Here is a 26221-nt window from a genome sequence, read left to right as displayed (position 1 = left end):
ATAATTAGTCCATTGGGAAATGTTCTATATTCTGTTTTACCTGTCCCAGCAGTTGCGATGCCAGCTTCCCATCAAGAACCCGATGATCAAATACCATGACGAGATTCGCTACCCATGCGGCCACTATTTCCTCTCCAGCCACGATCGGTTTTTCGTTAACTGCACCCAGCGTAAAAGTAAATGTCGAACCGGATATGGGAATACACATATCAGGGCCGTTTTTCCCTAGCGATGTTACCGTAAAGCTTCCCCATGTTTCTGCCTGTGTTTTTGATGAACGTAACGCCAGCTTCATCAAAATAGCGGCTAAAAAACCGGGTAGTTGCTGAATCAACCTGATTTTACGGTAGTGTTCACTTTCCTTAACGTTCTCATGCTTAATCTCTTTTAACGCTTTTTCTATATCCATAACTGTTTTTATATCGGTATTTTTTATAACCCGCGAGTAGACCCCCGATACTCCATTCAACGTTTTCTCGAGCGTCAATCTGGCGCTGATATCATTCAAACAAATCAGAGTATTGCTGCTACCAAATTTCACCATTACATTCAGATCAGGAAATTTAGCCAGAGCATCACTGATTGCCTTGATAGTAATAGCGGTCATACTGCCAAGCTTGGCACTTTTTACAATGTGTGAGACATTCACTTCCCGTATTAACGTGATGGCCGGTATGTTTTTGGAAATCGATAAAAAAGAAAGTGTCTGATTCCTTTCCTTAGAGACCTTCTGCAACTTCATCGCTGACCGCCTGGTAAATATCATGAAGTGTTGTGCACTGTAAAACTCGCTCAACATTAAGTGTGAGCTTATTTTTCTTTTCAATTTCCATTAACATATAAACAAAGGTCAAAGAGTCCCACTCTGATAAATTGGTCAAATCAATATCCACATGTTCCTTGAGTAAGGACATCCCGGTTTTAACATTAATAAAGCTGATAAACTCGTCCAGATTCATATTAATATCTCCTCTTGAATAGCAACGGAATGGCTCTTTCCTGCCAAGTGATGATTATCCTGACCAACGATATTGAAGATTGTGTCCTTTGTATTATCAAAACCGCAGTCATGATAAAAAGACCGAAACTTTTTATTTTTTTCAGTCGGAATAAATGCAGCTTCTATAATATCGATACTTTTTTGTTTACACAGATCAAATAACCATTGTATTGCAGCGAACTCTACTTGCCGACCAAATATCCGGCAACTCATGATAAAGTTATCAATATAACAACGTTCATTCGAGAATCTGAGAAACATAGCACCTATCGTGCCATAATCCCCAATGTTATCATGACAATTCAATGCAACAATCAGGTTGTCACTGTTACGGTTGAATTCAGCCACATCATTCACGCTCATTCGCCTGGTCGTCATATTAAACTGATTGGTTCTCAGCGTGAGCTGTGATATTCGATCAAGCGTAGCATCATCAATCCTTCGGATGCTAAGCGTCATATTCAGACTGGCAAGAAAATCGTTGTTATCCGCGTAATTCTTTCTCATTTCTGTGCGGATTTTGTTCTGCGAATACGTCAGATTCCGTAACCGGTCATCATTACTGAGAGTTTCACGTTGAAAATAATCTTGGGTAATAATCCACGATACATTTTCAGCAACGTCACCAGAAAAATCGACCACCGTAATTTCCGGGCATCGCGTTTTGACCTCTGCGCATTCATAACCAGAATCATCAATGAACATCATGTGTTCTATTGATATATTCAACTCTTTGGCTATCTTGACGATATTGGTGCTTTTCTCATCCCAGTTAGCACTGATGACCGAAAATTTATCTAGTGAGATCTGTAATTCGTTGCTTCTGCGCTGAAACATCGCCTCGACATTTTCCAGGTTATTTTTACTGCATATCGCCAGAATAATCCCCTGATCGTACAAGTTACTCAAAAAACGTTGGTAGCGTAAAAATCCAGTACCGACCTGTTTATCGCTGATAATGATGTTATCGATACCATCATCAGCCAGCGTGCCTTTCCACAGCGTATTATCCAGATCGGTAACCACACATTTAATGGTTTTCCCCATGATCATTCGTAATGTAGAGGAAATCGATCTGGCCATGTCATCCAGTGTGCCAAGGCCGACGGACAGCCCCAGCAATTGCGCCAGCTTGCCATCTTCAGCACTGCCACCCGCCGTGTTGAATTCTTGGATATCAATCACCGTGACATGACTGCCGATATGAGATTTTGACTGGATAAAGGCGTTGAAATCATCGAGCAGCGACTTTATCTCGGCCCTTTTATTCAATGCGGTACACTGCTTTAAAATAACTTCACTGATATGAATCGTATTTATAAATGTATGTGCTTTACAGATCTGGGTTGAAAAGTTCAACACATGCTCCAGTCTGTCCTTATATTCTGTGATTTTTTCTCTGATAACATCGGCTGACCGTGCGCAACCAATCCCATCTTCAACAAATCTACCATCTATAATATAGACATGAAAATGTGCATTAAAATCACTGATCGCATCCATATTACCCAATATATGGGGGAAATAGTTGCTGTATACCTCGTCATAAAACTCAGGGAAATATCCCATTTTACCGATATTATAAGTAATAAGATTATTCAATGCTTTATGGTTGAAATCACTGAATATTACTCCCCTAACAATACGTTTATCAGTAGAATCAATTCTTTTAGAAAACGCTATTTTATCTAATGCTGTATCCTTTTCCATAAAAACTCCCTCTATTATTAATACACTTCCCTATAAAATTCCCTTTTTGTTTTCCAGAATAAAACCACCCGACAACCATCGTGATGACTCGACAGATACACCGATAGCCGTTTCATTTGGAGAGGAAACGTCACTAAACTCTTTTAACTGGAAAAATAATGCGGCATTCGCTGTATTACCTATCTCATCAACCATACTGAATATTTCATCTGCTTCATAATCAGTATCAGACAATATTTTCTTAACCATGCTCCCCGATAATTGTGGTGGCATGAGCCAATCTGCTTTTTTGTTTAATGAACTGGTCAAGCCCTCGATCATTTCCTTTGTTATTTTAGGAACAAGACTTTCTATAAGTTTATACTCTTCCATCAGCATAGGCCCATAGTCGATATCATTTCTTATTCCCCGCCAGTTCGCAAGTTGTCCCACATTCTCATCCAGGCCGAGATACTTAAAACAAATATCAACTAATTCAATACCGGCACCATCAGCCGTATCAGAGATAATACACCCTCCGACACCATCACCAAACAAGGTATAATTTACTATTTCTTTCATTTCTTTCTTTCTTGTATCGTCACTGAAGAAATCAAGAAACTTAAAAGCACACTCTACACCGATAACAATCCCGCGGTGCAATGAGTTGTCCGGTGCAGAAACCAATTCACGAGCGAGCTTAAGCGCCTGTATTGCGCCGGAACAGCCCGAAAGAATCTGATAGGTTTCTATATTTTTCATTCCCACCAAGAAACAGGCTTGATTGACACTGGTAGGAAGAAGGCAATCAGGCGTGGCGGATGAAACAATAACGAAATCTATCTCATCTTTTGAAATATGATGATTTGATAATAATTTTTTAATTACTATCGATACCAAATCAGCCGATGTTGAAGTTGGTTTTCCTGTATTTATATTTGTAGTAAAATGTCGACCAATGTTACCAAATAGTTTCTTTATCAATTCTGGTTTGAAACCAATTTTCTCACCAAGCTCATTATTAGTAACATTAGGTCCTGGCAAATACGTCTCCACCGCATTAATATAAACGCTCATTTGTGATCCCTCATTTTTAAGCATGAAATAAAACTCGCACACATTATGTGCTTTTGCAACTGTATTTCAATAGCCATCTGAAAATCCTATTTCTAAAAACGGATATAAATGTGCATTTGTTTTTTAAACTATTATCAAGATAATAGTTTCATATTATACACGTTATACAGATAAAAATTATAGCCAAAAAAAATATCAATAACACTGAATTATATAAAGTTATATTGAATTATTTATGGATAGAAAAATCGATAAAAGTAAAAATAATGAAAGAAAATATATTTGTTTCATTATTGAAACAGAAAAGAAACAAAATATTATATTTATAATCCACACATTAATATCCGCATCATTATTCCACAAAAATATAGTCATGAAATAGTATTATTATATAATAATAATGTACACCTAGAATATAGACATTTCCGGGATACTACAGATAAGATGTTTTCCATCCATAAGCGACATGCACTAAGCCCATTGTAAAAAAAACGAAAAAACGTGACACATGTCGCATTTCTAAGTTGAATTGACTAGAATGCGCTGTCCGTTATACCTATACCTGTTCAGGAAATATCTATGGAATCCGCCATTCCATCACGCTCCACAGCCTGGATGCGCGTTGTCACCCTGGCTATCGCTGCCTTTATTTTTAATACCACTGAATTTATCCCTGTCGGGCTACTGAGTGACATCGCACAAAGCTTTTCCATGAGAAGCGAGGATGTTGGACTGATGATCACTATCTATGCCTGGATAGTGGCAGGGATGTCACTTATCTGTATGTTGCTGACCAGCAAGATAGAACGTCGTAAATTACTGATTGCCTTGTTTAGCCTGTTTATCGTCAGTCATATTCTCTCCGCCGTGGCCTGGAACTTCACGGTTCTGATCATTTCACGTGCCGGAGTAGCACTGGCCCACTCGGTTTTTTGGTCAATCACCGCATCACTGGCCATTCGTATGGCGCCACCGGGGAAACGTGCTCAAGCGCTAAGCTTGCTGGCGACCGGTTCAGCATTGGCCATGGTGTTCGGTCTACCACTGGGCCGTATAGTTGGCCAGTATCTGGGCTGGCGCGTCACCTTTATCGCCATTGCGGTTGGTGCCACCATTGCCCTGATTCTATTGGCCCGCCTGCTACCGGTACTGCCAAGTGAACATTCCGGCTCACTGGCCAGCGTGCCAATATTGTTCAAGCGTCCAGAACTGGTCACCGTATATATGTTGACCATCATGGTCGTAACAGCAAACTTTACGGCTTACAGCTATATCGAACCCTTCATACAAAACGTGGCTGGACTGCCGGGAAGCTTCACGACGTTGATACTCCTGTTATTTGGCGCAGCAGGTATTCTGGGCAGCGTGCTGTACAGCCGTTACAGCGAGCGTTTTCCATCCGGCTTTATCATTGGTGCCATGGTGATGCTACTCGCCAGCCTGCTGCTATTGTTGCCGGCAGCTGGTCATCGACTTAGCCTGACGTTGCTCTGTGTGATATGGGGAGTATCGATTATGGCTATCGGTCTATCCATGCAATCCAAAGTATTAAATCTGGCGCCGGATGCCAGTGATATCGCCATGTCTATCTTCTCAGGTCTCTATAACTTTGGTATCGGTAGCGGTGCCTTGCTAGGCAATCAGGTCAGTTTACATATCGGCATGGATAAAATCGGTTATATAGGAGCGCCACTGGCATTGATAGCGCTTGGCTGGTGCCTGTTCAGCTTCTACCACAACACAAGACTGGTTAATTTTCGGATGAAGAAAGCACACAATCCGGATGTACATTCAATCCGTTAAGCGCCATATTTAGGGTTGTACGACCCATATCGCACCCCAAAAAAATGCCAGTCAGCTAATGTGACTGGCATTTGAATTCGGGATATCACGCCTATTAAATCAGCCATCCCTTGATAGTCAATGCATTACCACCAGTCTCAATCCGATGCGTGATTGACCGATGTTTCAGGGAATGTCATTTCTTCGTATTTCACGACTCGCGTGCCTTTCAGCAGCTTATACCCAAACCAGATAACCAGAAACAGCGGGATACCGATGTAAGTCGCGGTGACGGAATACCAGTCGATCTTATCTGACAGAAATGCCTGATAATTCTGGCCAAGGGTGATAATCAGGCACAGCACAAACGCGAAAACCGGTCCCAACGGGAATAAACCGGAACGGTATGGCAGTTCGCCCAGATCACGCCCTTGCTTAACATAACCACGCCGAAAACGGTAATGGCTGACGGCGATCCCAAGCCAGGCAATAAAACCTGTCATACCCGACGTATTGAGCAACCATAGGTAGACCGTCTGATTACCATACATCGAACTCAAAAAGCAGAGCGCGGCTACTGCGGTGGTCGCATACAGTGCATTACGCGGCACGCCACCTGTGGACAATTTGGCGAACAATGCCGGCGCTTTACCTTCCGTCGCCAGGTTATACAGCATCCGGGTAGAAGCATACATCCCCGAGTTCCCGGCTGACAGCACGGCAGTCAGGATAACCGTGTTCATCATCGCCGCTGCGGATAACAAACCAGCGTTCTCAAACACCAACGTAAACGGGCTGACGCTGATGTCTTTCACGTCGTTACGCAGCAGATTAGGATCAGTATAAGGAATGATCAAACTGATAATCAGAATAGCGAGAACATAGAACAGCAGGATACGCCAGAACACCTGTCGGATAGCACGCGGAATGTTGATGTGTGGATCTTTAGATTCACCGGCAGCAACCCCGATCAACTCGGTTCCCTGGAAGGAAAAACCGGCGATCATCGCCACGCCAATCATGGCAGAAAATCCACCGACAAACGGCGCATCGCCAATCTGCCAGTTATGCCAACCCGCATGCTCGCCACCCCGTAAAATACCGACGATCATCAGGATACCCACGCCGATGAAGACCACAACGGTGACGACCTTAATTAAAGAGAACCAGTATTCCGCCTCGCCAAAACCTTTTACCGAAATGGCATTCAACAAAAACATCACCGACAAAAATAGTGCGCTCCACACCCAGCCAGGGAAATCTGGAAACCAATAGCCCATCACCAATTGTGCCGCCACCAGTTCCACTGCGATGGTGACCGCCCAGTTATACCAATAGTTCCAGCCCAGCGCGAAACCGAAGCCTTCTTCTACATATTGTGCGCCGTAGGTGGAAAAAGAGCCGGCAACCGGCATAAAAGCGGCAAGCTCGCCGAGGCTGGTCATTAAAAAATAAACCATCAAGCCAATCAGCGCATAAGATAATAACGCGCCGCCAGGCCCGGCCTGAGAAACCGTAGCACCGGAAGCCACAAATAAACCGGTACCAATCGAACCACCGATCGCGATCATGGTGAGATGCCGTGCTTTTAGCTCACGGCGGAGCATGGTGCCCCCCTGTCCCGGGGCTTGAATATCATACTGAGCCATTAGAATCCTGCGTGCTCTTACAAAAATTGAGGCCGGATTGTAACAAATATGCCTGAGCTTAATAGCGGCGAACACCAATTATAAGAGAGCTTAATAACTCCATGGCTATCATAAGAAATTCATTTGGTCACAATATTCTTGAAGGAAAAAGGACTACGCCGCCTGACAATATCCCAGAAAACATTGCAGCACACTGGAAAGATGTTTCTGCCGGTGATGTACCAGGTACAGGGTTCGGACCAGCCGAGGCAACGGTATTGGCAGCTCAACCAACGTCCCCGCCGCGAGTTGCTCGGCGATAACATGCCGGGATAAGCAGCTGATGCCAATACCATGCCGCACCGCATGTTTGATCGCCTCAGAGTTCCCCAACTCCATCACCAGACGGAAATGAGGCAGGCGCGTTAGCAATAGGTGGTCCAGAACTTCACGCGTACCCGAACCTCGCTCTCGCAGGATCCACGGTGCATCAGCCAGGTGTTGAAGTGTAAATGTCTCATTAATCAGCGGATTTCCGGGAGCACAGAACACCACCAGTTCATCTTCCATCCAGGGTGTGGTAATCAGATCCGGGTGATGGCACGGCCCTTCGATCAACCCCAGGTCTACACTCAACGTCGCCACCGCCGTGACCACATCCTGGGTATTACCCACATGTAACTCCAGGGGGATATGCGGGTAATCCTGGCGATAGCGGGCGATCATTTCGGGCATTAAGTAATTACCAATGGTGCTACTGGCATAAATGCGCAACGCACCATTGCCTTTACGAAATAACAACTCAATCTCAGAGGATTGCTCCAACAATGACAGTGCTTTGGGATAGAGCAGACGACCATGTTCATTCACCACCAGTCGCTTTCCTACACGATCAAACAACTGCACCCCAAGTTGACTTTCCAAATCAGCCAACGCGGCACTGACGGCCGATTGAGAAAGCGATAACACGACGGATGCCTGAGTCGTCGAACCGCTTTTCAACACTTCAGTAAAAACTTCCAACTGACGTAATGTTATATGCATAGTGGGCTCTTATCGTAAATATCTATAGGTTATAAATATATAATCGATTTCTCTTTTAAGCACTCTGATTATAGGCTGTGCACTCAGCTCGATATATTCATAATAGGAACTGCCATGCTTTCTCTTGCTTCCAGGGTATTGCTTCAAAAACCACGATTTGCCGTCAAACACATCGCTACCGGTATGATACTGATCAGTTTGATGACCGTACTGATGCTCTGTCTGGCCAACCAACCGACTATCGCCACCTGGGGCCTTGGCTCCCTGACGCTGGCTATTTTGGGGGGCATGGTACTGGGAAATACAGTTTATCCCCGGTTACATCCCCGCTGTGATGCTGGAGTACAATGGGCAAAACACCACTTGTTACGATGGGGTATCATTCTGTATGGCTTTAAACTCAGTTTTCAGCAAATTACTTCAATTGGCGCAACCGGTATCACCATCGATATCCTGACGTTAACATCCACTTTTCTGCTCGCCTGCTGGATTGGACAACGGTGGTTCAAGCTTGATCAGCAAACGGTATTCTTGATCGGTGCCGGCAGCAGCATCTGCGGTGCTGCGGCAGTTCTCGCCACTGCACCGGTATTAAAAGGCCCGGCGGATAAAATAGCCGTTGCCGTTTCTACCGTCGTTATTTTTGGTACTACGGCCATGTTTCTTTATCCCTGGATTTATCATTTCATTCTTCATTATAGCGGCAGCTTATTTACCCCGCAGACTTTCGGCATATATCTTGGCTCGACCGTTCACGAAGTCGCCCAGGTGGTTGCCGCCGGTCATGCCATTAGCCCGGAAACAGAGAATGTCGCGGTAATTGGCAAAATGTTGCGCGTCATGATGTTGGCCCCCTTTCTACTGATCCTCAGCTTTTGGCTGAAACAGAAACAGCCGGTGACGGAATCCACCGAAAAGGCCGCACCGTTGATTTTCCCTTGGTTCGCCCTGGGCTTTATTTTGATGGCAGCCTTTAATTCCTTTGCATTATTGCCCACATCATGGGTGAAGGGCATCGTTCACCTGGATAACATACTATTGACCATGGCTATGGTCGCATTGGGTATTGCTACCCGTTTCAGCGCGATAAAACAGGCCGGTCTCAAACCCATTCTGTTAGCACTGTTGCTGTTTATCTGGCTGATTTTCGGCGGGGCCGCTATCAATCTGGGAATAGAACATCTGTTTGCAGCATGAATGTCACAGGGATTTACCGCCTGACCATCAGACAATGCCATAATGCACGCACCAGCAAAGGAGAAAACCATGAAATATGTCGGTGCTCATGTCAGTGCATCCGGTGGTGTCGACCAGGCGGTAATCCGCGCCCATGAACTTAATGCCACGGCGTTTGCGCTGTTTACAAAAAATCAGCGCCAATGGCAGGCGGCACCGCTTACACCGGAGATTATCGGGCAGTTCAAGGCCGCCTGTGTCCAGTATGGCTATACATCCGCGCAAATACTTCCTCACGACAGTTATTTGATTAACCTAGGTCATCCGGATGATGAAGCACTGCAAAAATCCCGTATCGCATTTATTGATGAAATGCACCGTTGCCAGCAACTGGGACTGACGATGCTCAATTTTCATCCCGGTAGCCATTTACGCCAGATAACGGAGCGTCAGTGTCTGGCGCGGATTGCGGAATCCATCAACATTGCCCTCGAAGCAATCCAGGGTGTCACCGCCGTGATCGAAAATACCGCCGGTCAGGGCAGTAACCTGGGATTTCGTTTTGAACAGCTGGCGGAAATTATCCACCAGGTTGAAGACAAAAGCCGGGTAGGTGTCTGTATTGATACCTGCCACGCATTTGCGGGTGGTTATGATCTGCGCACCGAGGCCGATTGTGACCATACGTTTGCCGAACTGGAAAACGTAGTGGGCTTCACATACTTGAAAGGGATGCATCTCAATGATGCCAAAAGCGAGTTCGGTAGTCGGGTTGACCGCCATCATAGTCTGGGAGAGGGCAACATTGGCAAAACGGTGTTCAGCTATATCATGCGTGATCCTCGTTTTGATGGCATTCCACTCATTCTTGAAACTATCAATTCCGCTATCTGGGCAGAAGAGATCGCCTGGCTGAAATCTCAGCAGTCCGGCAACTGACCCCCTGAGAAAATGTTATCACTGCCGATGTTCTACTATTTCATTACGTAAACACCAATGTCATTCCCGTGAAAACGGGAATCTATCTGTTAATCAATTCGTTATTATCAGAATGGATTCCCCTCTACACGGAGATGGCAAACATCGTGTCCTTGCCATCAAACGCAAACACGCCAGTCTAAATAGACTGGCGTGTTTGCAACAACATCCCTGTGTATGGCTAATACTTATGACAAATCAATATCAAGCAGCTTTCATCAACTGCTCGTCAGTGCGTTTCAGCGCCGCGTACAGCAGACCGGTAACCACTGTACCTGCCAGGATCGAAAACAGGTAACCGAACACCGGTGTAATTGCACCCGGAATCAGCAGCACGAACAGACCACCGTGTGGCGCCATCAGTTTAGCACCGATAGCCATCGACAACGCACCGGTCAGTGCGCCACCCAGAATACAACTCGGTATTACACGCATCGGGTCACGGGCAGCATACGGAATCGCCCCTTCAGAGATGAAGCACAAGCCCAGAATCAGCGCGGCTTTACCCCCTTCACGCTCGGTATCCGTAAATTTCTTCCCGGCGACAATGGTCGCCAGACCCATTGCCAGCGGTGGCACCATACCAGCCGCCATGACCGCCGCCATTGGTGCATAAATCTGACTACTGAGCAGCGTGGTGCCGAACACATAGGCAACCTTGTTCACCGGACCACCCATATCGGTACACATCATGCCACCAAGGATCGCACCCAAAATGATGGCGTTCGCGGTTCCCATGGTTTGCAGCCAGTTCGTCAGCCCGGTCAAAATCTTCGCAACCGGTGTCCCTACCACATAAATCATGATCAGACCGGTAATCAGCGTAGCGATCAGCGGAATAATCAGGATAGGTTTCAACGCATCCATACTTTGTGGCAGCTTCACATGATTATTGATTGCACGGGCCAGATAACCAGCCAGGAAACCAGCAATAATACCACCGAGGAAACCTGCACCCGTGCTGACCGCCAGCATGCCGCCGACCATACCAGGTGCCAGACCAGGACGGTCAGCAATCGAGAAGGCGATGTAACCTGCCAGTACCGGAACCATCAGTGCAAAGGCCGAACCACCACCGATCTTCATCAGTGCCGCAGCCAACGTCCCGGGTTCTTTAAAGGCAGTAATACCGAACACGAACGACAGTGCGATACACAAACCACCGGCTACCACGACCGGCAGCATGTAGGACACACCGGTCAACAGGTGACGATAAGGACCGGTACCACCTTTCTGAGATCCGCCGGTAGAGGCACTATTGCTTTGACCGGAAGGCTGATACACCACGGCTTCTACCGCTGCCTTGTCCAGCTCTTGCGCCGTTTTCTTCAGCGCCAGTCCGGTTGAGGTACGGTACATTTTTTTACCGGCGAACTTACTCAAGTCAACTTCGATATCGGCCGCCACAATCACCAAATCAGCCTGTTCGACCTCTTCTGGTGTAATGGGGTTACCGGCACCTACGGATCCGCGAGTTTCTACTTTAACCCACCAGCCACGTTTTTTAGCTTCGGTTTCAATGGCTTCCGCCGCCATAAATGTATGAGCGACACCGGTTGGACAGGCGGTGATCGCCACGATGCGCTTCGCCGCTGAAGGCGTAGCCGCCGCGATAGGTGATGCCTGATACGGTTTGGATTCAGCTTTGGCTTTTTCCAGGAACGCATCTGGCTGGCTAAGTGCCAGCTCTACATCACCGACATACACATTTTTGCCATTCAGACCACTGTCTGTCTGTGCCGTAGCACCCAACACAATAGCCAGTTCAGCATCTGAAAGTTGTTCGGTAAGAGTAAGACCTGCTTTCACAGCGGCAGAGCCGAGTAGGTTCTTCACCAGACGGCTTTTCGCCAGTCCCAGTGATTTATCTATTATCAGCAGCGTTTTCATCGTTCATCTCCTGCTGTCAGTTAAAAGGTTTTAAATCGACACGCGCCATCATTGCGGCCAATTGTGGACGATCGGTAATGCCGACGTTACTTTGACTGACAGCTAACGCAGCGACTGCCGTTGCCAAACGTAACGTATGTTCACTGGACTCCCGCATCAATAAGCCATAAATCAATCCCCCCACCATGGAGTCACCCGCACCTACAGTACTGATCACCTCACAGGCCGGCGGTTTAGCCAACCATGCACCTGACGCATTCACCCACAGTGCGCCTTCCGCTCCCAGCGAAATAACGACATGGGCAATGCCTTGTTCACGCAGTGCATGAGCAGCGTCAACCACATCGGATAACGTTGGTAATTTACGTCCCGCCCAGATTTCCAACTCACGACGGTTAGGTTTCACTAGCCAAGGCGATGCTTTCAACCCCGCCACCAGTGCTTCACGACTACTGTCAAAAATAATGCACGGACATTGGCTACGCAGCCGTGTCATCCAGTCAGTAAAGGCATCAGGATCAACGCCACTGGGCAGACTGCCGCTGACAGCAACCATATCGAATTGCCCCAACCAGCTCAGCGAATCATTGACAAACCGCTGCCAGTCCTGAGGCGTAACTTCAAAACCAGAGAAATTCAGATCGGTAACATCACCGTTTTTTTCGGTCAACTTAACGTTAATGCGTGTGCGTCCTGGAACGACCTGGAAACGGTTGGCAATGCCCAACTCGCTGAACAATTGCTGAAATCCGTCCTGGTTGTCTTTACCCAGAAATCCACCCACCGTGACGTCAATCCCAAGATCTTTCAGCACTTTGGCAACATTGATACCTTTGCCAGCCGCATGCAGACCTGCAGTCTGAACCAGATTCACTTCGCCACGTTCAATTTCCGGGCAATAGCCAACCAGATCATAAGCGGGATTCAAGGTAATGGTGGCGACTCGCCTACTCATGCAGCCCCCTCACCCAAACCAGAGGTAATTGCCTCGCCAATGGCTTTCAGCGCAGCTTCAGCATCACTGCCGCTAGCCGTAAAACGCAGATGGTGGCCACTCTTAACCCCTAGCGCTACCACTTTCATCAAACTGCGCCCATTCGCCGGTTTACCGCTGCCATCAAGATTGGTCACGGTAATTTCGCTGGAGAATTGTTTAATGACATTCACCAGCATCGCTCCCGGACGCGCATGCAGCCCGTGTTCATTACGAACAGTGAATTCCGCTACCAGCGCATTGCTCTCTTCCACCACATCACTGGTCAGCAGTGCCAATAGTGTAGCGTCATCCGCAGCCAGTAATTGGCTAGCCTTACCAGCAATCATCAGGTTACTGAAGTAATCCAGCGGGGCGAAAATCTGTTCATCTGCTGCCGCAACGGTTAGCAACATGGCGACATTTTCACCATCGACGAGGAAAGGCTCTGCCGGACGGCTCACCGCCAACGCGCTGATCAAGTTGCCGTTCAGGCTGTCATTTAACCAGATACCCTGCCCCAGATTCAGGGGTTTGCCTGCCACGACATTGCTGACGAAGCTGGCATCCACCGCACCAATCTGTTGCAGACGGCCAGCATTCAGTGCCTGCAACGTCATCAGGTTGTCAGTAGCGACATTCAGGTTGATTAGCGAAGTATCAAAGCGGAATTCTCCGGCCAGTTTTTCGCCCATCAGCAAATGGTGTAACTCTTCAGCAGACGTGGTGCTGGCCAGGCGCTCGGCAACACGATCGTCACTCAGCACATGAGTAAGCTGACGCAGCAATTCCAGATGCTCATCAGAACGGGCGGCAATTCCCAGCACGACATAAGCCGTCTGGTCATCTCCCCAGGGAATCCCCTGCGGGAACTGATAGACCTGAACACCTGTGTTCAGCACCAGATCACGCGTGTCAGTAGTACCATGAGGAATGGCAATGCCATTGCCCAGATAAGTGGATGTTTGCTTTTCACGCTGAAACATACCTTCAACGTAACCAGCGCTGACGCAACCGGCTTCAGTCAATGCGGCAGCCACCAAATTGATGGCCTCTTGCTTGCTGCTGGCGGTAGCACCTATATGAATATCGTGCTGTGACAACTGGAACATGGCTCTCCTCCTCCGCTAAAATTGAATCGTTTCAGCATTTGTGAGAAAAAAAAAAAGTATCAATTTTCGGAAGCGTTTCGAAAAAAAAACCGCTGAAACGTTTCAAAAATTCTGAGGTATTCATCATATCGATGCAAGCATTCTCCATGAACTATGTTACGGATCTTAGAGGTCACGCACACTTTCATCATTTTATGGGATAGTTCTTAATTATTTTGTAACATTTGCTGAAGCTGTGCTGAAGAAAAAATTCTGAAACTGTTTTTTGTTTTTTATTGGCAGGCGTAATATAACGCGTCCTGTTTTATCTCTCGTTCACTTTTTAGCCAAAGAACCACCATGCACACGTCTGCCAATATTACCCGACGATTACCCGATATTACGTCGTCGGCATTTTTAGTGGTTGCTTTTCTGACCGGCACCGCCGGTGCGTTGCAATTGCCGACGCTCAGTCTGTTTTTGTCAACGGAAGTTCATGCCCGCCCTTTTTTGGTAGGCCTGTTTTACACCGGCAGCGCGATCATCGGAATTATTGTCAGTCAACTGCTGGCCGGTCGTTCGGATCGACAAGGCGACAGAAAAACGCTTATTTTTCAATGCTGTATATTGGGTGCGCTCGCCTGTGCATTGTTTGCCTGGAACCGCAATTACTTCATTCTGCTGTTTATTGGCGTGTTACTTTCCAGTTTTGGCTCCACCGCGAATCCACAACTTTTCGCGCTGGCGCGGGAATATGCTGACCATACCGGACGCGAAGCCACCATGTTCAGTTCGATGTTACGCGCCCAGATCTCCCTCTCCTGGGTCGTCGGACCGCCCATCGCCTTTATGCTGGCACTGGGTTTTGGCTTTCCGTTCATGTATCTGGCCGCCGCTGGCGTGTTTATCCTGTGTGGCCTGCTGGTATGGATGCTCCTGCCCTCAATGCCGAAGGTTCAGACAAAAACCCGCGATACGTTGGAATCCCCACGTCGTAACCGCCGCGATACGCTGCTGTTGTTTATCGCGTGTACGCTGATGTGGAGCTGCAACGGTATCTACCTGATTAATATGCCGCTGTATCTGATTCATGAATTGCAATTGCCGGAAAAACTGGCTGGCGTAATGATGGGGACAGCCGCCGGGCTGGAGATTCCCGCCATGCTCATCGCTGGTTATGTAGCTGAACGGTTTGGTAAACGTTTTCTGATGCGTCTGGCCATCACCGCCGGTTTATTGTTCTATATAGGACTGAGCGTATTGCATGCTGAGTGGATATTGCTGGCTTTACAACTGCTGAACGCTATCTTTATTGGTATCCTTGCTGGCATCGGCATGCTGTATTTTCAGGATCTTATGCCTGGGCAGGCCGGTGCAGCCACCACTTTGTTTTCCAACACATCCCGTGTTGGCTGGATTATTTCCGGCTCGCTGGCAGGCATAGTGGCTGAAATCTGGAGTTACCATGCCGGTTTTATCATCGCGATGGGAATGATCGTCGGCTCAGGTTATTGTTTGTGGCGGATTAAGGACGTCTGATCGTCCGGCGAGGTATCCACTTCAAGCTGAATCAAATAGATCAGCGCATCGTCACGATGGCTGTGACACATCTCCAGGTTGGCCTGCAAGCTGCCACAGACGGCTGGACGCAATGGAGAATGGAACAAGGCACAACGCATCTGTTCATCCAGATGGATGCAGCGGGTATTAGCAGGTTTCCCCTGCGGCATACCCGGTATCGGGCTGGATATAGAAGGGGCGATACAGCAGGCTCCGCAATCAGGACGGCAGTTCATCAGTGATGCTCCAGTGGTCTGGTCCTAACGGGGTTTCCCATTCCGCACCTTAGCAGGCTTATGCCGACAAGGCGAATGCTTCTCCCGTCATCTCCCGACAACGGCATTTTTAAAGTCACTGGCGCATCAAATCCTGCTTGCCTGAATCCGGCGGCACGAGTAACGTGACGCCACAAAAATTCAACTCCTTACACAGGTATTACTTCATGGCAAGAGCGAACGAAATTAAGCGCGGCATGGCCGTTAACTACAATGGCAAGCTGCTGTTGGTAAAAGATATTGATATTCAAAGTCCCAGTGCTCGTGGTGCCAGTACGCTATATAAAATGCGTTTCTCCGATGTCCGCACTGGTTTGAAAGTTGAAGAACGCTTCAAAGGGGATGATATTCTTGACACCATCACCCTCACCCGCCGTTCCGTCACCTTTTCCTATATTGATGGTGACGAGTATGTGTTTATGGATAACGAAGATTACACGCCCTATAACTTTAAAAAAGAGCAGATCGAAGACGAGCTGCTGTTTATTCCAGAAAGCGGCATGCCAGGTATTCAGGTCCTGACGATGGATGGACAGATTCTGGCACTGGAACTGCCACAAACCGTTGATCTGGAAATTGTGGATACAGCGCCAGGTATCAAGGGTGCCTCTGCCAGTTCCCGTAACAAACCCGCCACCATGAGCACCGGCCTGACAATTCAGGTGCCGGAATATCTGAGCGCTGGCGAGAAAATCCGCATTCATATTCCAGAACGCCGTTATATGGGGCGTGCCGAGTAAGTGTTATTCGACCTGATGTCTGGCGCAATGCGTCAGACATCACCTCACCCTGATCTTTTAGCCTGTACCTCTGGGGGGTTCTTTTGTTGACGAAAGTGAATTTGATTACCGGTTTTCTAGGTAGCGGCAAAACCACCACCCTCCTCCATCTGCTGTCACAAAAACCGGAAAACGAAGTCTGGGCCGTTTTGGTGAACGAATTTGGAGAAATCGGCATTGATGGCGCGCTACTGGCAGACCACGGTGCCGTATTGAAAGAGATTCCAGGCGGCTGCATGTGCTGCGTGAATGGTCTGCCAATGCAGATCGGCCTGAATATGTTGTTGCAACAGAAGAAACCACACCGTCTGCTGATCGAACCGACCGGTCTCGGCCATCCTAAACAGATTTTGTCGCTGTTAATGGCAGAGACCTATCAGCCCTGGTTGGAACTCCAGGCCACGCTGTGCCTCCTCGATGCTCGCCAGCTCAGCAATAGCCGCTATACCGATAACGAAAACTTCCGCGACCAACTGGCCGCAGCCGATATTATCGTAGCCAACAAACAGGATACCTGGCAAGACGACGATCGACGCGCACTGACCCAATGGTATCAAGCGTCTGGCGACGGCAGACAGCTTGTCACAGTGAGCCAAGGCCAGATCGATATGCAGTACCTGGATCTGCCACGCGAAAATCTGCGCGCGCTGCCGGATGCGGCGCATCATCATGCTGCCCCCCAAAAACAAGGGCTGGCCGCATTACGACTGACAGGGAATGAAGCCTGGCGTCGGGCACTGAATCAGGGTCAGGGCTATTACGCCTGTAGCTGGATTTTTGTGCAGGATACGGTGTTTGATACCGCCAGACTGCTCGATTGGATACGGCTGTCACCGGTCGATCGGGTTAAAGGCGTGATGCGTATCGCTGAAGGTACGCTGATTGTTAACCGACAGGGTACCGATCTGCATATCGAAACCAAACCCGTCCCGCCGATGGATAGCCGCATTGAACTCATTCATGAAGCCGAGGCGCCATGGAATCACCTGCAAGCCGGTTTATTAATGGCGCGTTTAACGCAATCGAGCTGAAATAGCGACAAAAACCGCTTCATACCAGCTACCATTATTACCGCTATATGAAGATCAAAGACAACGTCCGGCGGACATAAGACACTGTCTTTTGCGATCTACGAGCCGGTTAATCGCTCGTGTGGTCGAGAGAACGCGACAAACTTACTGACAGCGTTTGCTCATAGCGCCCATGGCGGTGTCGAGATTGTTGGTGGTGTGCTGCCCCAGATAAACAATCGCCCCCATAGCCGCACTGCCACTGACTTGCGCCACCTGACATAAATACGCTTCCGCTCCCATCGCTACACTGACATTGGCGCTTTGGGCTTTGAAATCATTCACACCATCATTAAATTTCGCCCCCATGGCCAGATCGGCATTCAGTTTGTTGGTTTCGCCGGAAATCGCAAAGCTGGAACCCATGCTGCCATTGACGTTTAATTGATCCTTGGGTACGGCGCAGGCATCCACTGTCAGCTTCACGCCAAACATGATTTTCATGTTATCAATCGGCTTGTTGGTATAAATTTTCAACGTAGCCTTATGATCGGAAAAGTCCCAGGCATCATAATCTTGTGTTGTCCCGGTGACAGCCAGATGGTGGTTACTGACCTTTACTTCCAGCTTATTCATGGTTTCCGGTGAAGCACTGGCGACAATCTGTGGATGTGCGGCGCACATGACATGAACCTCCAATCCTTTCGCCAGCGTGATGGTATTAAAGTCGCTGACATCAAACTGCTTTTCAACCTGACTGGCATGCGCGGCCGCGGCAGGCAGAATTAGCAGTGTCAAAATAGAGGGAAGGACAGACAACATTTTTTTCAGCGTATTCATAGTAACAGTTCTCTTTCAGGGGTTGAGCAGTACCGGTACCCTTTCCAGGGGAGACGCGGTCAAAGCGACATCGCCACGGGGTGCCAGATTAAGGTCGAATTGGGGCCGTAGATCGAGCGCCCGGGTTGACGCAGCCACTTGCCAGCGACAACTCAGCGCCAGTCGGGATAGCGTTATCGTCAGTTGATTCAGGGATAAGGTCATACCGACGCAATTACGTTTCCCTGTTCCAAACGGGAAAAAGTGGTGAGTGGGTACCGTATCATGCAGAAAGCGTTCAATATCGAAGCGCAGCGGCTCCGGCCAGAGTTGCGCATTACGATGAACCAGCCACGGTGAGAACATCACGTTCACCCCTGGCGGCAACAGGTACCCCTCAATTTCCACACTCTGCCGAATGGTGCGCTCAATCAAAGAAGAGACGGGTGTAAGGCGCAAACACTCCCGCACTGCCGCCAGCGTGACAGGACATTTTTGTATCGACCAGTTCCGGTAGTCCAGTCCTGCCGCTTCCTGACGGATTCGTGCCTGCACCTCAGGGTGCTGCGCCAGATGGATAAGACACCATTGCAGGCTGGTAGCCGGATTATCAATGCTACCCGATAGGTTACCTATCACCAGATTGACCAATGACGATTTCTGACTGGGATGCTGGTCAATCTCCATTGCGCGATATAACGCCGCCAGCATGGTATCCGGTTCGTTATGAATATTAGCAATGGCACGATCCACCATGTCATTCATTTTTTGGCGGATATTCAGCAATTCTGGAGACTGTAACAGTGTTTCCCGATTGCTGGTCGTCGCTTTCTGAATCAGATCGAAAAACGCCTTATGTATTTCAGCGGCGAATAGCTTGCTTTCCTGTAGTGAAAAAACCTGCCCCATAAACGGGGGCATTACCGCCCGGACGGCCCATTCCCCGCAGACATCACGCAGGGAGTTCACCGCCCCGGACTGAAATCGCGCCACCAGCCACTCTGCGCTATCAGTGAGGGCCAACTGGATAGTGTCGAGTCTGGGGCTGACCAATGGCATGGTCAACCGGCGACCTTTGCGCCATTCATCACCATCGGCAGCAAACGTTAACGCGTCGCCCAGCAGTATCCTGCCCACAGCGGAGGAAGACGGTAATGTCGATATCTCTTTCGCAAAACTGTCGTAGTGATTTTGCCAAAACCTGACATGTTCGGCAGCGCCGAGAATAACCAGGTCTTCACTCCCGGCAAACTGTAGCCGCACCAGCGGTCCATGCTGCTGTACCGCCTCTTCGATGATTCTTAAAATCCCAATGGTCTGTAACCGCTGTAGGGCAACCTGATGGGCCGGTAACGCATCATAGGGCAACGTCATGTCTGCCTCCCTCTTCCCATGAAACAGTGGATTGTGGTGGGAAATACACATTACAGGCGCCGATAAAAGCGCCTGCGCCAATCGATAACAGCGTGATGGGTTGCCGCTGGCGATCGGGTTGTTGCAGCCAGGAGTCCAGCATTAAAAAAGGATCACTCGCGCAGCAATGACCAACATCCGGCAGCAGGCCCAGATCAATTTTCTCTTTCAGTGCCGGATTAATCCGCTCATAGTTCATCCAGGTCAGTCGGTTGATATTATGTGGCAGCAGCGCCCCATGGGTTTGCACCGAAAAGCCGATAGCACTTAGGGCGGTATCAATCATGGCGTAATGTGCTTCATAGAATCCCCGGTTTTTATCCACGTCACCAAACAAACCGGGGTAAAATTCAGGGCGATGATGCAGGTAGGGCCGGTCAAGCTGTACACCAGTGTGGTGGTTATCCACGACCAGGGCGGCAAAGCCATCGCCCAGCAGCGTGCAACCGGGAATATAGCGTTCTATGGGATCGAAACCGGACAGACTGTCCCCTAGCACTAACAATACCCGTTTAGCAATACCCTGCTGCAATAGACGATAGGCCAGCATCAACCCCCAGAATCCGCCGCCACAGTTGTGCTGATTGATCTCATAGCGGCGTTGTACCTGATGCAGTGCCGCGTGACGACGGCAGAGTTGCACGGTTATAGACTCCTCACCACCAGGTTGGATTGGCAACGCATGCACATAAATCAACGTGTCAATCGCCACTTCCGCATCCAGTTGCCCGGCAACGCGGTCGGTCAGTGCCAAAAAGCAATCCGTCAGGCTCTGTTCGGCACCTAGCGCTGCCACGCTTTCAATGCCAAACAGCTTACAGAAGACTCTCGCTTCGCTGCGTTTGCCTCCGGCCGACTGAATAATCTCCATGGCATCAAGGCGATGCTCGGGGATATCACTGGCGAACGCGGCAATTCTCATGCCATCACCAGTTGGCCACGCAGACCGATCGCTGTCAGTACCGCATTTTCCCAGGTAAGCAACAGATAATCCTGCGTGGGATCCCCCTGCTGAAGAGCGGCAAAGGGCGCGCTACACAATAGGCGGTCGTCAGATGCGATCCGGTAGGCGGTCGACGGCAGATGGCTCAGTACCGCAGACGAGGCAACGATGCGACAATCACTCGGTGACAGGGAAAAATGCGCCAGCATCTCGTCACAACATGATGCAAGCTGGTCAGCACTGATCTCGACCCGCCGCTGATAACCCTGGTAACACCACCCTTGCTGTTCACGATTGATTGCCAGGATGCAGGCACTATTCGCCGGTTGCAGTTGCGCCATAAGCGTTGAGCGATACAGTAAATGTTTTTGATCGGCAATTAGCAGTAGCGCCCGACGATGGTTGTTACAGACATAACGGTTAAGACAGTCAAACGCGAAAAGTGACGCCGATAATCCCCGATCGCTGATGGCCAGACCAAAGCTCTGCTCAGACAGATTCAAGCTGTAAATAACATGGTTGACCACCGACGTTCCCAGGTGCAGATCCGGTGTCCAGTGCGCCATCAGAACGACATCGATATCCTCTGTGTCAATGCGCTGGCGCAGCGTTGGCAGAAGTTGGTTGAACATGCTGATAAAGGAGGCTTTATCCGGCGCATGAATACACGACGTGACATTGCTCTGCGCCGCGTCCCACGACAGGCCATTGGCTTTAAAAAAGGCCGCGATATAACTCTCCCAGTGGGGGATGTTATCAACCCATGCCGGGTTAAAGGTTTCCAACTGACCAAAGGTATCCCAGATAATATGCTGCGGGCTCAGACAAATATTCATCGCACTCCTCGGCTCGAAACGTAAGCGCGAAAAGCGTTTAAACGATGAATATGGGATGTCCCTTCCATGTATTCGAATGCGAAGGCATCACGATAGCGTTTCTGTAGCGCTGGCATATTCAGCCAGCGTACAGCGGGCAAACGCTGCGGTAACAGCATGGCGACCTGCTCTACAAAAGCGGTGGCTTGCATCTTCAACTGACTGGTCAACCATACTTTGGACCGTCCCTGCTGATACTCGTCCCCTAACGCCAGCAATCGATAATAAAGCGCCCGATAGCACCGCCAGTATGACGCCAGATCATCAATGCCTTCAGCGTCAAGGGCATCCAACAGGCCACGCGCCGTTCCCAGCGCCATCGCGGCTACCAAGGGGCGATGCTTTTCAAACACCGTGCCCAACGCGTTGATTCCCTGATGTAAACCAGACAACTCCCGGCCGAGAATCTGCTCTTGAGCAACCGGGAAATCAGTGATGGTGATACGCGTCAACCCGGCACCGGCCAGCCCATAGGCTTCCAGCGCATCAACGTTAAACGCCTGTGGTGCGGCGTGTGGCTCCACCATCACTAGCTGGGTACGGCCCTGACCCTGGCTGGCGAAAACCAAACCAATACTGGCCAGTTGGGCGCCGCCGATGAACATTTTTTCGCCGTTCAACAGATAACGGTCACCATGCGGTGTTAGCTGGGTGCGAATGGCTGACGCATCTGAGCCAACCTCCGGCTCACTGACGGCAAAAAATGTCCAGGTGGGACACTGTAAATACCGGCTAAAAAACAGCGCCTGCTGTTGCTCGTTACCGAGTGTCAACACCGCCCGGCAAGCCAGTGAAGTGCCCGGCATCGCCATCATGCTACTGGCGTCAAAGCGCGAGAGATACTCCACCAAGACTAAATAATCGACGAAATTATCACTATCAATCGGTAACTCGTGCAGATATCTGTGCCACGGGTTGTACTTTTCCGGCAAGCCGATATGGGATATGGCCAGCAAGATTTCATCCTGAAGTCGCAGTCGTGCCGTATCAGGATCGGTTTCAAGTAATAGCCCTGCTGCCGTGAATTCACTCAGGCTGGCGTCCAGACGATGTAATTCCCATTTATGCTCGACCTTCACGTCATTCACCTCGGTCTGTTAACCGGTAGCAGGCAACCCTGCCAGATTAATTATCTGACAATAAGCGTAATACCGATGGTTTTTGACAATTGATTGAAATTGCACTCTGTTGAGAATAATCAAGCACCTGCTATCAGCTGACGGCGATTCGCCGATGCGGGTTTCCTCACCACTATCCGTTTGTTAATTGACGCGTTTTACTGGCATGATCACGGTTTCCAGTGCTGCAAATGGCATTCGATCACGGCTGATGACGCGGTTGCGCCCAGCCCGACGCTGATGAGCATCACCTTGTCACCTTCAGCCAAGCGACCTTCGACGATCAGCCGCATTAAATTGATGAAGGGATCGGCCCCGAAACAGTGCCCATAGCGGGAAACATTATCGAGGAAGACCAGATCGGCAGGAAACATCATATTCTTGCCGATCTCTTTCCACGAAGAGCGGTTAACGTTATGGGGAACCAGATATTTTATCTCCGACATATCCATCCCACTTTTCGTCAGGCTGGTCGTAATATGGTGCTGGACGAAATCAAAATAGCATTGCTGGAAAAGTGTCGGATCATGTTCCTGACGATGACCACTATTGATGCTGAAACGCCCGTCGCGCGTGGTAGTGGTCTGTAACACATTAAGCTGCCTGCCGGTACGAGTGATCAAAACGGCGCAGGCGGCTTCGCCCATAATCGTAGTCGCAGGGATCAGCTGTACCCACTGATGGAAGGCTTTCTCTGCAATCAACACAATCGCGCTTTCGCCCTCTTCCAGCATGGTCGCCGTTTGTTCCAGTGCTACCAATCCGGTAGCGCAGTGACTCATGGTATAACTGGCGCACTCTGTGGTTGGACCAAAAAAATGGTTTACCAGCCCAGCCAGTGGCGAATCATTAAACGGGGAGATCGTGGGGATAGTATGGCAATGGACGCACAGCTTCAGCCGACCGACCAGATCAGGATGACGATCGGCGATACCCGACAGTACTGGCGCCATCAGTGCGGCCAGCGGTTGGTCATCATCATGAGGAAACTGCTTTAGGCCATAAAAGCGTTCGAACATTTTGCCATCAATTTTCGACAAGCCCAATTGCTCAACAGCCTGTGCGATAGTCTGAATTTTAGGGGCGAAGGCAACCTCGATATCCACAATATTAAGCAACATTTACCGCGCTCCCGATCGCGTTATGCTGCCGCGACATAATGCTGACTGAGGATACTGTCTTGCTGCCCGTGCTCACCGGGTAAACGCAATGTCAACGCCGCAGCCTGCGGTTTATCGGTCAGCCACTCGGCAAGCGTCGCCGAGTCTGAATGATCGGCAGATGGCTGTCGTGTCCAGCGCCACCCGCCGGTAGTCAGGGTTTTGCCCGGATGACTAAACAACAGATAATCAACCCGATTGGCGCAAGTGTCAGAAGATAAGGAAAAACGGGACAGTGCATCAACAATCAGCAAACAATCCTGCTCGGCCGTGACCATCGCGCCAGCTAATTGTAAATGGCTCCATGTCAATCCGCTGTCATCCATCTTCAGCCCCAGCACTTCATTGAAATGGCCCGCGTTATAGAGAAGTTCAGGCAATAACGGTGTTTTGCAATCCGGTGAAGGCAAGCGATGCAGATAAATCAGTGACAGCGCGCCACGAGTGGTCAGTTGTCGACAAAATGTGGTTACGCTCTGATGGTGTTTGGCTTCCGGCCATTCGCCACCGGCAGAGTAGGAGGCGATGCGCAGCTGGCCGGGGTCCGGCTGGGGGTTTAGCGAGAACCAACAATGTAACAACGCGATATCATCCTCTTCAGCATTACGCCACACCGAAGATACGGGTAGTGTTCCTGCCGCCCCGATCCATAGCTCATCACATTTACCCATTGATTTTATTCTCCCGGAACACCCCGCAGGCATTGAAGAAATGGATATTCCGCGTCCCCTCTGTGTACTCAAAGCCTTTAATATCACGCATCAGTTTTCTCAACTGCGGGTCGAAGAGAACAGCGCCCGCCTCACAACGGTGAACTGCCTGTTCCGCTACCGATTCTGCCGTACTGGTAGCCATCGCTTTTGCCAGACCAATTTGTCGGCTGATGGTTTCGCCACGATCCACCCGTTCCGTGCAGTGGATTAACTGCCCTAATGCCGCCGCCAGTCGCCGCTGCGACTGCTGTAACCATTCCCGGTGGCGAGACAGCGTAAGCAGTCCGGCTTGTTGAACATGATCCACGATGGCACGGGCCACGCCCAGTGATAGCGAACCGACGCAGGGACGCAGACTGTCAAACGTATTCATGGCCGCGGCGGAGAAACGCTGAACCGGGCGCAGATGTCGGCCGATCAGGGCATCATCATCCAGCCACATATCATCAAATACCAGATGTGAGATATTACTTCCCGGCACACCAAGGATCGGAAGTCGGGTGGCGGAAAAACCAGAGACTTTGCGGGGTTCAAACAGAAAAAGGTTAATCCCCAAAGGCCCGTCATTGCTGCGGGCAAATACCACACCGATATCCGCGTTTATCCCATTGCCGATAAAATATTTTTCCCCACGGATCAACCATCCGCCATCCACCTTAATAGCCCGGGTCGTCATCTCGCCAGCATCGGTGCCGTGCATAGGCTCACTCATGGCGAAACAGCTCCAGCAGAGTCGCTGACGAAAATGGGAAAAAAAACGCTCCTGCTCTTCAGCACTACCAATAGTTTGTAAAACGAAACCCGACATGCCCGGATTCGGACAGGAAAAAATAAGATTGGGTTCGACATACCCCAGCGCTTCGTAAAATAAACAGCGCTGTGAAACCGTTAATTCATAAATAACGTCACCGTTACTCAACACCAATGGAGTGGGGTTATATTTCTCCGGCAGTCCCAGTCGGTTAATTTGTGGTGCCAAAGCATAATTCACGGTTGCCAGATAATTATCCGGATCCTGCTCAATCAGTTGACCAATAGCACGCCCTGATGCCAGCGAAGATAATGCCAACTCTCTTAACGCCATTTGCGGCACGCTCAACTTCATGGTTTCTCCCATTAAAAACAGCAAGATATCTGTAGTATCATCTGCTAATGAATTCGGTCAGGCTGATTATTACTGTCAACCACATCACTGATTTACCCCTGCTTGCATGACGCCAGTGTCTTT

The 26221-nt window shown here is 49.2% G+C and carries 24 protein-coding genes; 6 read left to right on the top strand and 18 right to left on the bottom strand.

The features are described 5' to 3' along the window. Positions 1-4 precede the first annotated feature (4 nt). The 4 genes from PCO85_08855 to PCO85_08840 are packed head-to-tail and all read right to left on the bottom strand — an operon-like array spanning position 5 to position 3766. On the bottom strand, positions 5-742 hold the full coding sequence (locus PCO85_08855) for a 2-oxo acid dehydrogenase subunit E2 (GenBank protein ID WJV55480.1): 738 nt from the start codon (positions 740-742) through the stop codon (positions 5-7). Beyond that, positions 720-959: a phosphopantetheine-binding protein gene (locus PCO85_08850; protein WJV55479.1), complete on the bottom strand. Its 240-nt coding sequence runs from the start codon at positions 957-959 to the stop codon at positions 720-722. The genes PCO85_08855 and PCO85_08850 overlap by 23 nt, the downstream gene beginning before the upstream one ends. Next, positions 956-2710 carry an HAD-IIIC family phosphatase gene (locus PCO85_08845; protein WJV55478.1) on the bottom strand — a complete coding sequence of 585 codons (1755 nt, stop codon included), beginning with the start codon at positions 2708-2710 and terminating at the stop codon, positions 956-958. The genes PCO85_08850 and PCO85_08845 overlap by 4 nt, the downstream gene beginning before the upstream one ends. A gap of 30 nt (positions 2711-2740) precedes the next feature. After that, positions 2741-3766, bottom strand: coding sequence for a 3-oxoacyl-ACP synthase (locus PCO85_08840; protein WJV55477.1), 1026 nt, complete (start codon positions 3764-3766; stop codon positions 2741-2743). A 579-nt stretch (positions 3767-4345) separates the two neighbouring features. On the opposite strand from PCO85_08840, the gene PCO85_08835 reads away from it, so the two are divergent. After that, on the top strand, positions 4346-5569 hold the full coding sequence (locus PCO85_08835; GenBank protein ID WJV55476.1) for a sugar transporter: 1224 nt from the start codon (positions 4346-4348) through the stop codon (positions 5567-5569). A 137-nt stretch (positions 5570-5706) separates the two neighbouring features. Here the strand turns inward: PCO85_08835 and PCO85_08830 are convergent, their stop codons facing one another. Both PCO85_08830 and yieE read right to left on the bottom strand, forming a co-directional pair. Next, entirely contained in the window at positions 5707-7197 is a 1491-nt protein-coding gene (locus PCO85_08830) for an amino acid permease (protein WJV55475.1), read from the bottom strand. 153 nt (positions 7198-7350) lie between these two features. Next, positions 7351-8220, bottom strand: coding sequence for a DNA-binding transcriptional regulator YeiE (gene yieE / locus PCO85_08825; protein WJV55474.1), 870 nt, complete (start codon positions 8218-8220; stop codon positions 7351-7353). A gap of 114 nt (positions 8221-8334) precedes the next feature. Between yieE and PCO85_08820 the strand changes: the two genes are divergently transcribed. Then, positions 8335-9417, top strand: coding sequence for a YeiH family protein (locus PCO85_08820; GenBank protein WJV55473.1), 1083 nt, complete (start codon positions 8335-8337; stop codon positions 9415-9417). Between the two features lie 69 nt (positions 9418-9486). Continuing rightward, the gene (gene nfo / locus PCO85_08815; GenBank protein WJV55472.1) at positions 9487-10335 is read left to right on the top strand and encodes a deoxyribonuclease IV; all 849 of its coding nucleotides are present in this window, start codon (positions 9487-9489) and stop codon (positions 10333-10335) included. 243 nt (positions 10336-10578) lie between these two features. On the opposite strand, the gene fruA is transcribed toward nfo, so the two are convergent. Genes fruA through fruB form a run of 3 tightly spaced genes read right to left on the bottom strand, consistent with a single transcriptional unit; the run spans position 10579 to position 14349 of the window. Then, positions 10579-12264, bottom strand: coding sequence for a PTS fructose transporter subunit IIBC (gene fruA / locus PCO85_08810; GenBank protein WJV55471.1), 1686 nt, complete (start codon positions 12262-12264; stop codon positions 10579-10581). 16 nt (positions 12265-12280) lie between these two features. Continuing rightward, the gene (gene fruK / locus PCO85_08805) at positions 12281-13219 is read right to left on the bottom strand and encodes a 1-phosphofructokinase (protein WJV55470.1); all 939 of its coding nucleotides are present in this window, start codon (positions 13217-13219) and stop codon (positions 12281-12283) included. After that, positions 13216-14349 (bottom strand): fused PTS fructose transporter subunit IIA/HPr protein, encoded by a 1134-nt coding sequence (fruB, locus tag PCO85_08800; GenBank protein WJV55469.1) that lies wholly within the window; start codon positions 14347-14349, stop codon positions 13216-13218. The genes fruK and fruB overlap by 4 nt, the downstream gene beginning before the upstream one ends. 339 nt (positions 14350-14688) lie before the next feature. On the opposite strand from fruB, the gene PCO85_08795 reads away from it, so the two are divergent. Continuing rightward, a complete protein-coding gene (locus PCO85_08795; GenBank protein ID WJV55468.1) occupies positions 14689-15867 on the top strand; it encodes a sugar efflux transporter in 1179 nt (392 codons plus the stop codon). On the opposite strand, the gene PCO85_08790 is transcribed toward PCO85_08795, so the two are convergent. Next, a complete protein-coding gene (locus tag PCO85_08790) occupies positions 15837-16124 on the bottom strand; it encodes a YkgJ family cysteine cluster protein (protein ID WJV55467.1) in 288 nt (95 codons plus the stop codon). The genes PCO85_08795 and PCO85_08790 overlap by 31 nt on opposite strands. 206 nt (positions 16125-16330) lie before the next feature. Between PCO85_08790 and yeiP the strand changes: the two genes are divergently transcribed. Both yeiP and PCO85_08780 read left to right on the top strand, forming a co-directional pair. Continuing rightward, positions 16331-16903 (top strand): elongation factor P-like protein YeiP, encoded by a 573-nt coding sequence (yeiP, locus tag PCO85_08785; protein ID WJV55466.1) that lies wholly within the window; start codon positions 16331-16333, stop codon positions 16901-16903. Positions 16904-16986: 83 nt separating this feature from the next. Then, positions 16987-17973 carry a GTP-binding protein gene (locus PCO85_08780; GenBank protein WJV55465.1) on the top strand — a complete coding sequence of 329 codons (987 nt, stop codon included), beginning with the start codon at positions 16987-16989 and terminating at the stop codon, positions 17971-17973. A gap of 144 nt (positions 17974-18117) precedes the next feature. Here the strand turns inward: PCO85_08780 and PCO85_08775 are convergent, their stop codons facing one another. From PCO85_08775 to PCO85_08740, 8 genes are all read right to left on the bottom strand, one after another. Beyond that, on the bottom strand, positions 18118-18792 hold the full coding sequence (locus PCO85_08775; GenBank protein ID WJV55464.1) for a DUF2807 domain-containing protein: 675 nt from the start codon (positions 18790-18792) through the stop codon (positions 18118-18120). 15 nt (positions 18793-18807) lie between these two features. Continuing rightward, entirely contained in the window at positions 18808-20145 is a 1338-nt protein-coding gene (locus PCO85_08770; GenBank protein ID WJV55463.1) for a cytochrome P450, read from the bottom strand. Next, the gene (locus PCO85_08765) at positions 20129-21106 is read right to left on the bottom strand and encodes a 3-oxoacyl-ACP synthase (protein ID WJV55462.1); all 978 of its coding nucleotides are present in this window, start codon (positions 21104-21106) and stop codon (positions 20129-20131) included. The genes PCO85_08770 and PCO85_08765 overlap by 17 nt, the downstream gene beginning before the upstream one ends. Continuing rightward, a complete protein-coding gene (locus tag PCO85_08760) occupies positions 21103-21963 on the bottom strand; it encodes a hypothetical protein (protein ID WJV55461.1) in 861 nt (286 codons plus the stop codon). Before PCO85_08760 ends, PCO85_08765 begins: the two co-directional genes overlap by 4 nt. After that, positions 21960-23081 carry an acyl-CoA dehydrogenase family protein gene (locus PCO85_08755; protein ID WJV55460.1) on the bottom strand — a complete coding sequence of 374 codons (1122 nt, stop codon included), beginning with the start codon at positions 23079-23081 and terminating at the stop codon, positions 21960-21962. Before PCO85_08755 ends, PCO85_08760 begins: the two co-directional genes overlap by 4 nt. A 209-nt stretch (positions 23082-23290) precedes the next feature. Then, positions 23291-24241 (bottom strand): 3-oxoacyl-[acyl-carrier-protein] synthase III C-terminal domain-containing protein, encoded by a 951-nt coding sequence (locus PCO85_08750; GenBank protein ID WJV55459.1) that lies wholly within the window; start codon positions 24239-24241, stop codon positions 23291-23293. 20 nt (positions 24242-24261) lie between these two features. Beyond that, entirely contained in the window at positions 24262-24951 is a 690-nt protein-coding gene (locus PCO85_08745; protein WJV55458.1) for a hypothetical protein, read from the bottom strand. Next, positions 24944-26098 (bottom strand): acyl-CoA dehydrogenase family protein, encoded by a 1155-nt coding sequence (locus PCO85_08740; GenBank protein WJV55457.1) that lies wholly within the window; start codon positions 26096-26098, stop codon positions 24944-24946. Before PCO85_08740 ends, PCO85_08745 begins: the two co-directional genes overlap by 8 nt. Positions 26099-26221 lie beyond the last annotated feature (123 nt).

Origin of the sequence: Prodigiosinella aquatilis, assembly GCA_030388725.1 — a bacterium.
GTDB lineage: Bacteria > Pseudomonadota > Gammaproteobacteria > Enterobacterales > Enterobacteriaceae > Prodigiosinella > Prodigiosinella aquatilis.
This window is presented reverse-complemented; position numbering and strand designations above follow the sequence as displayed.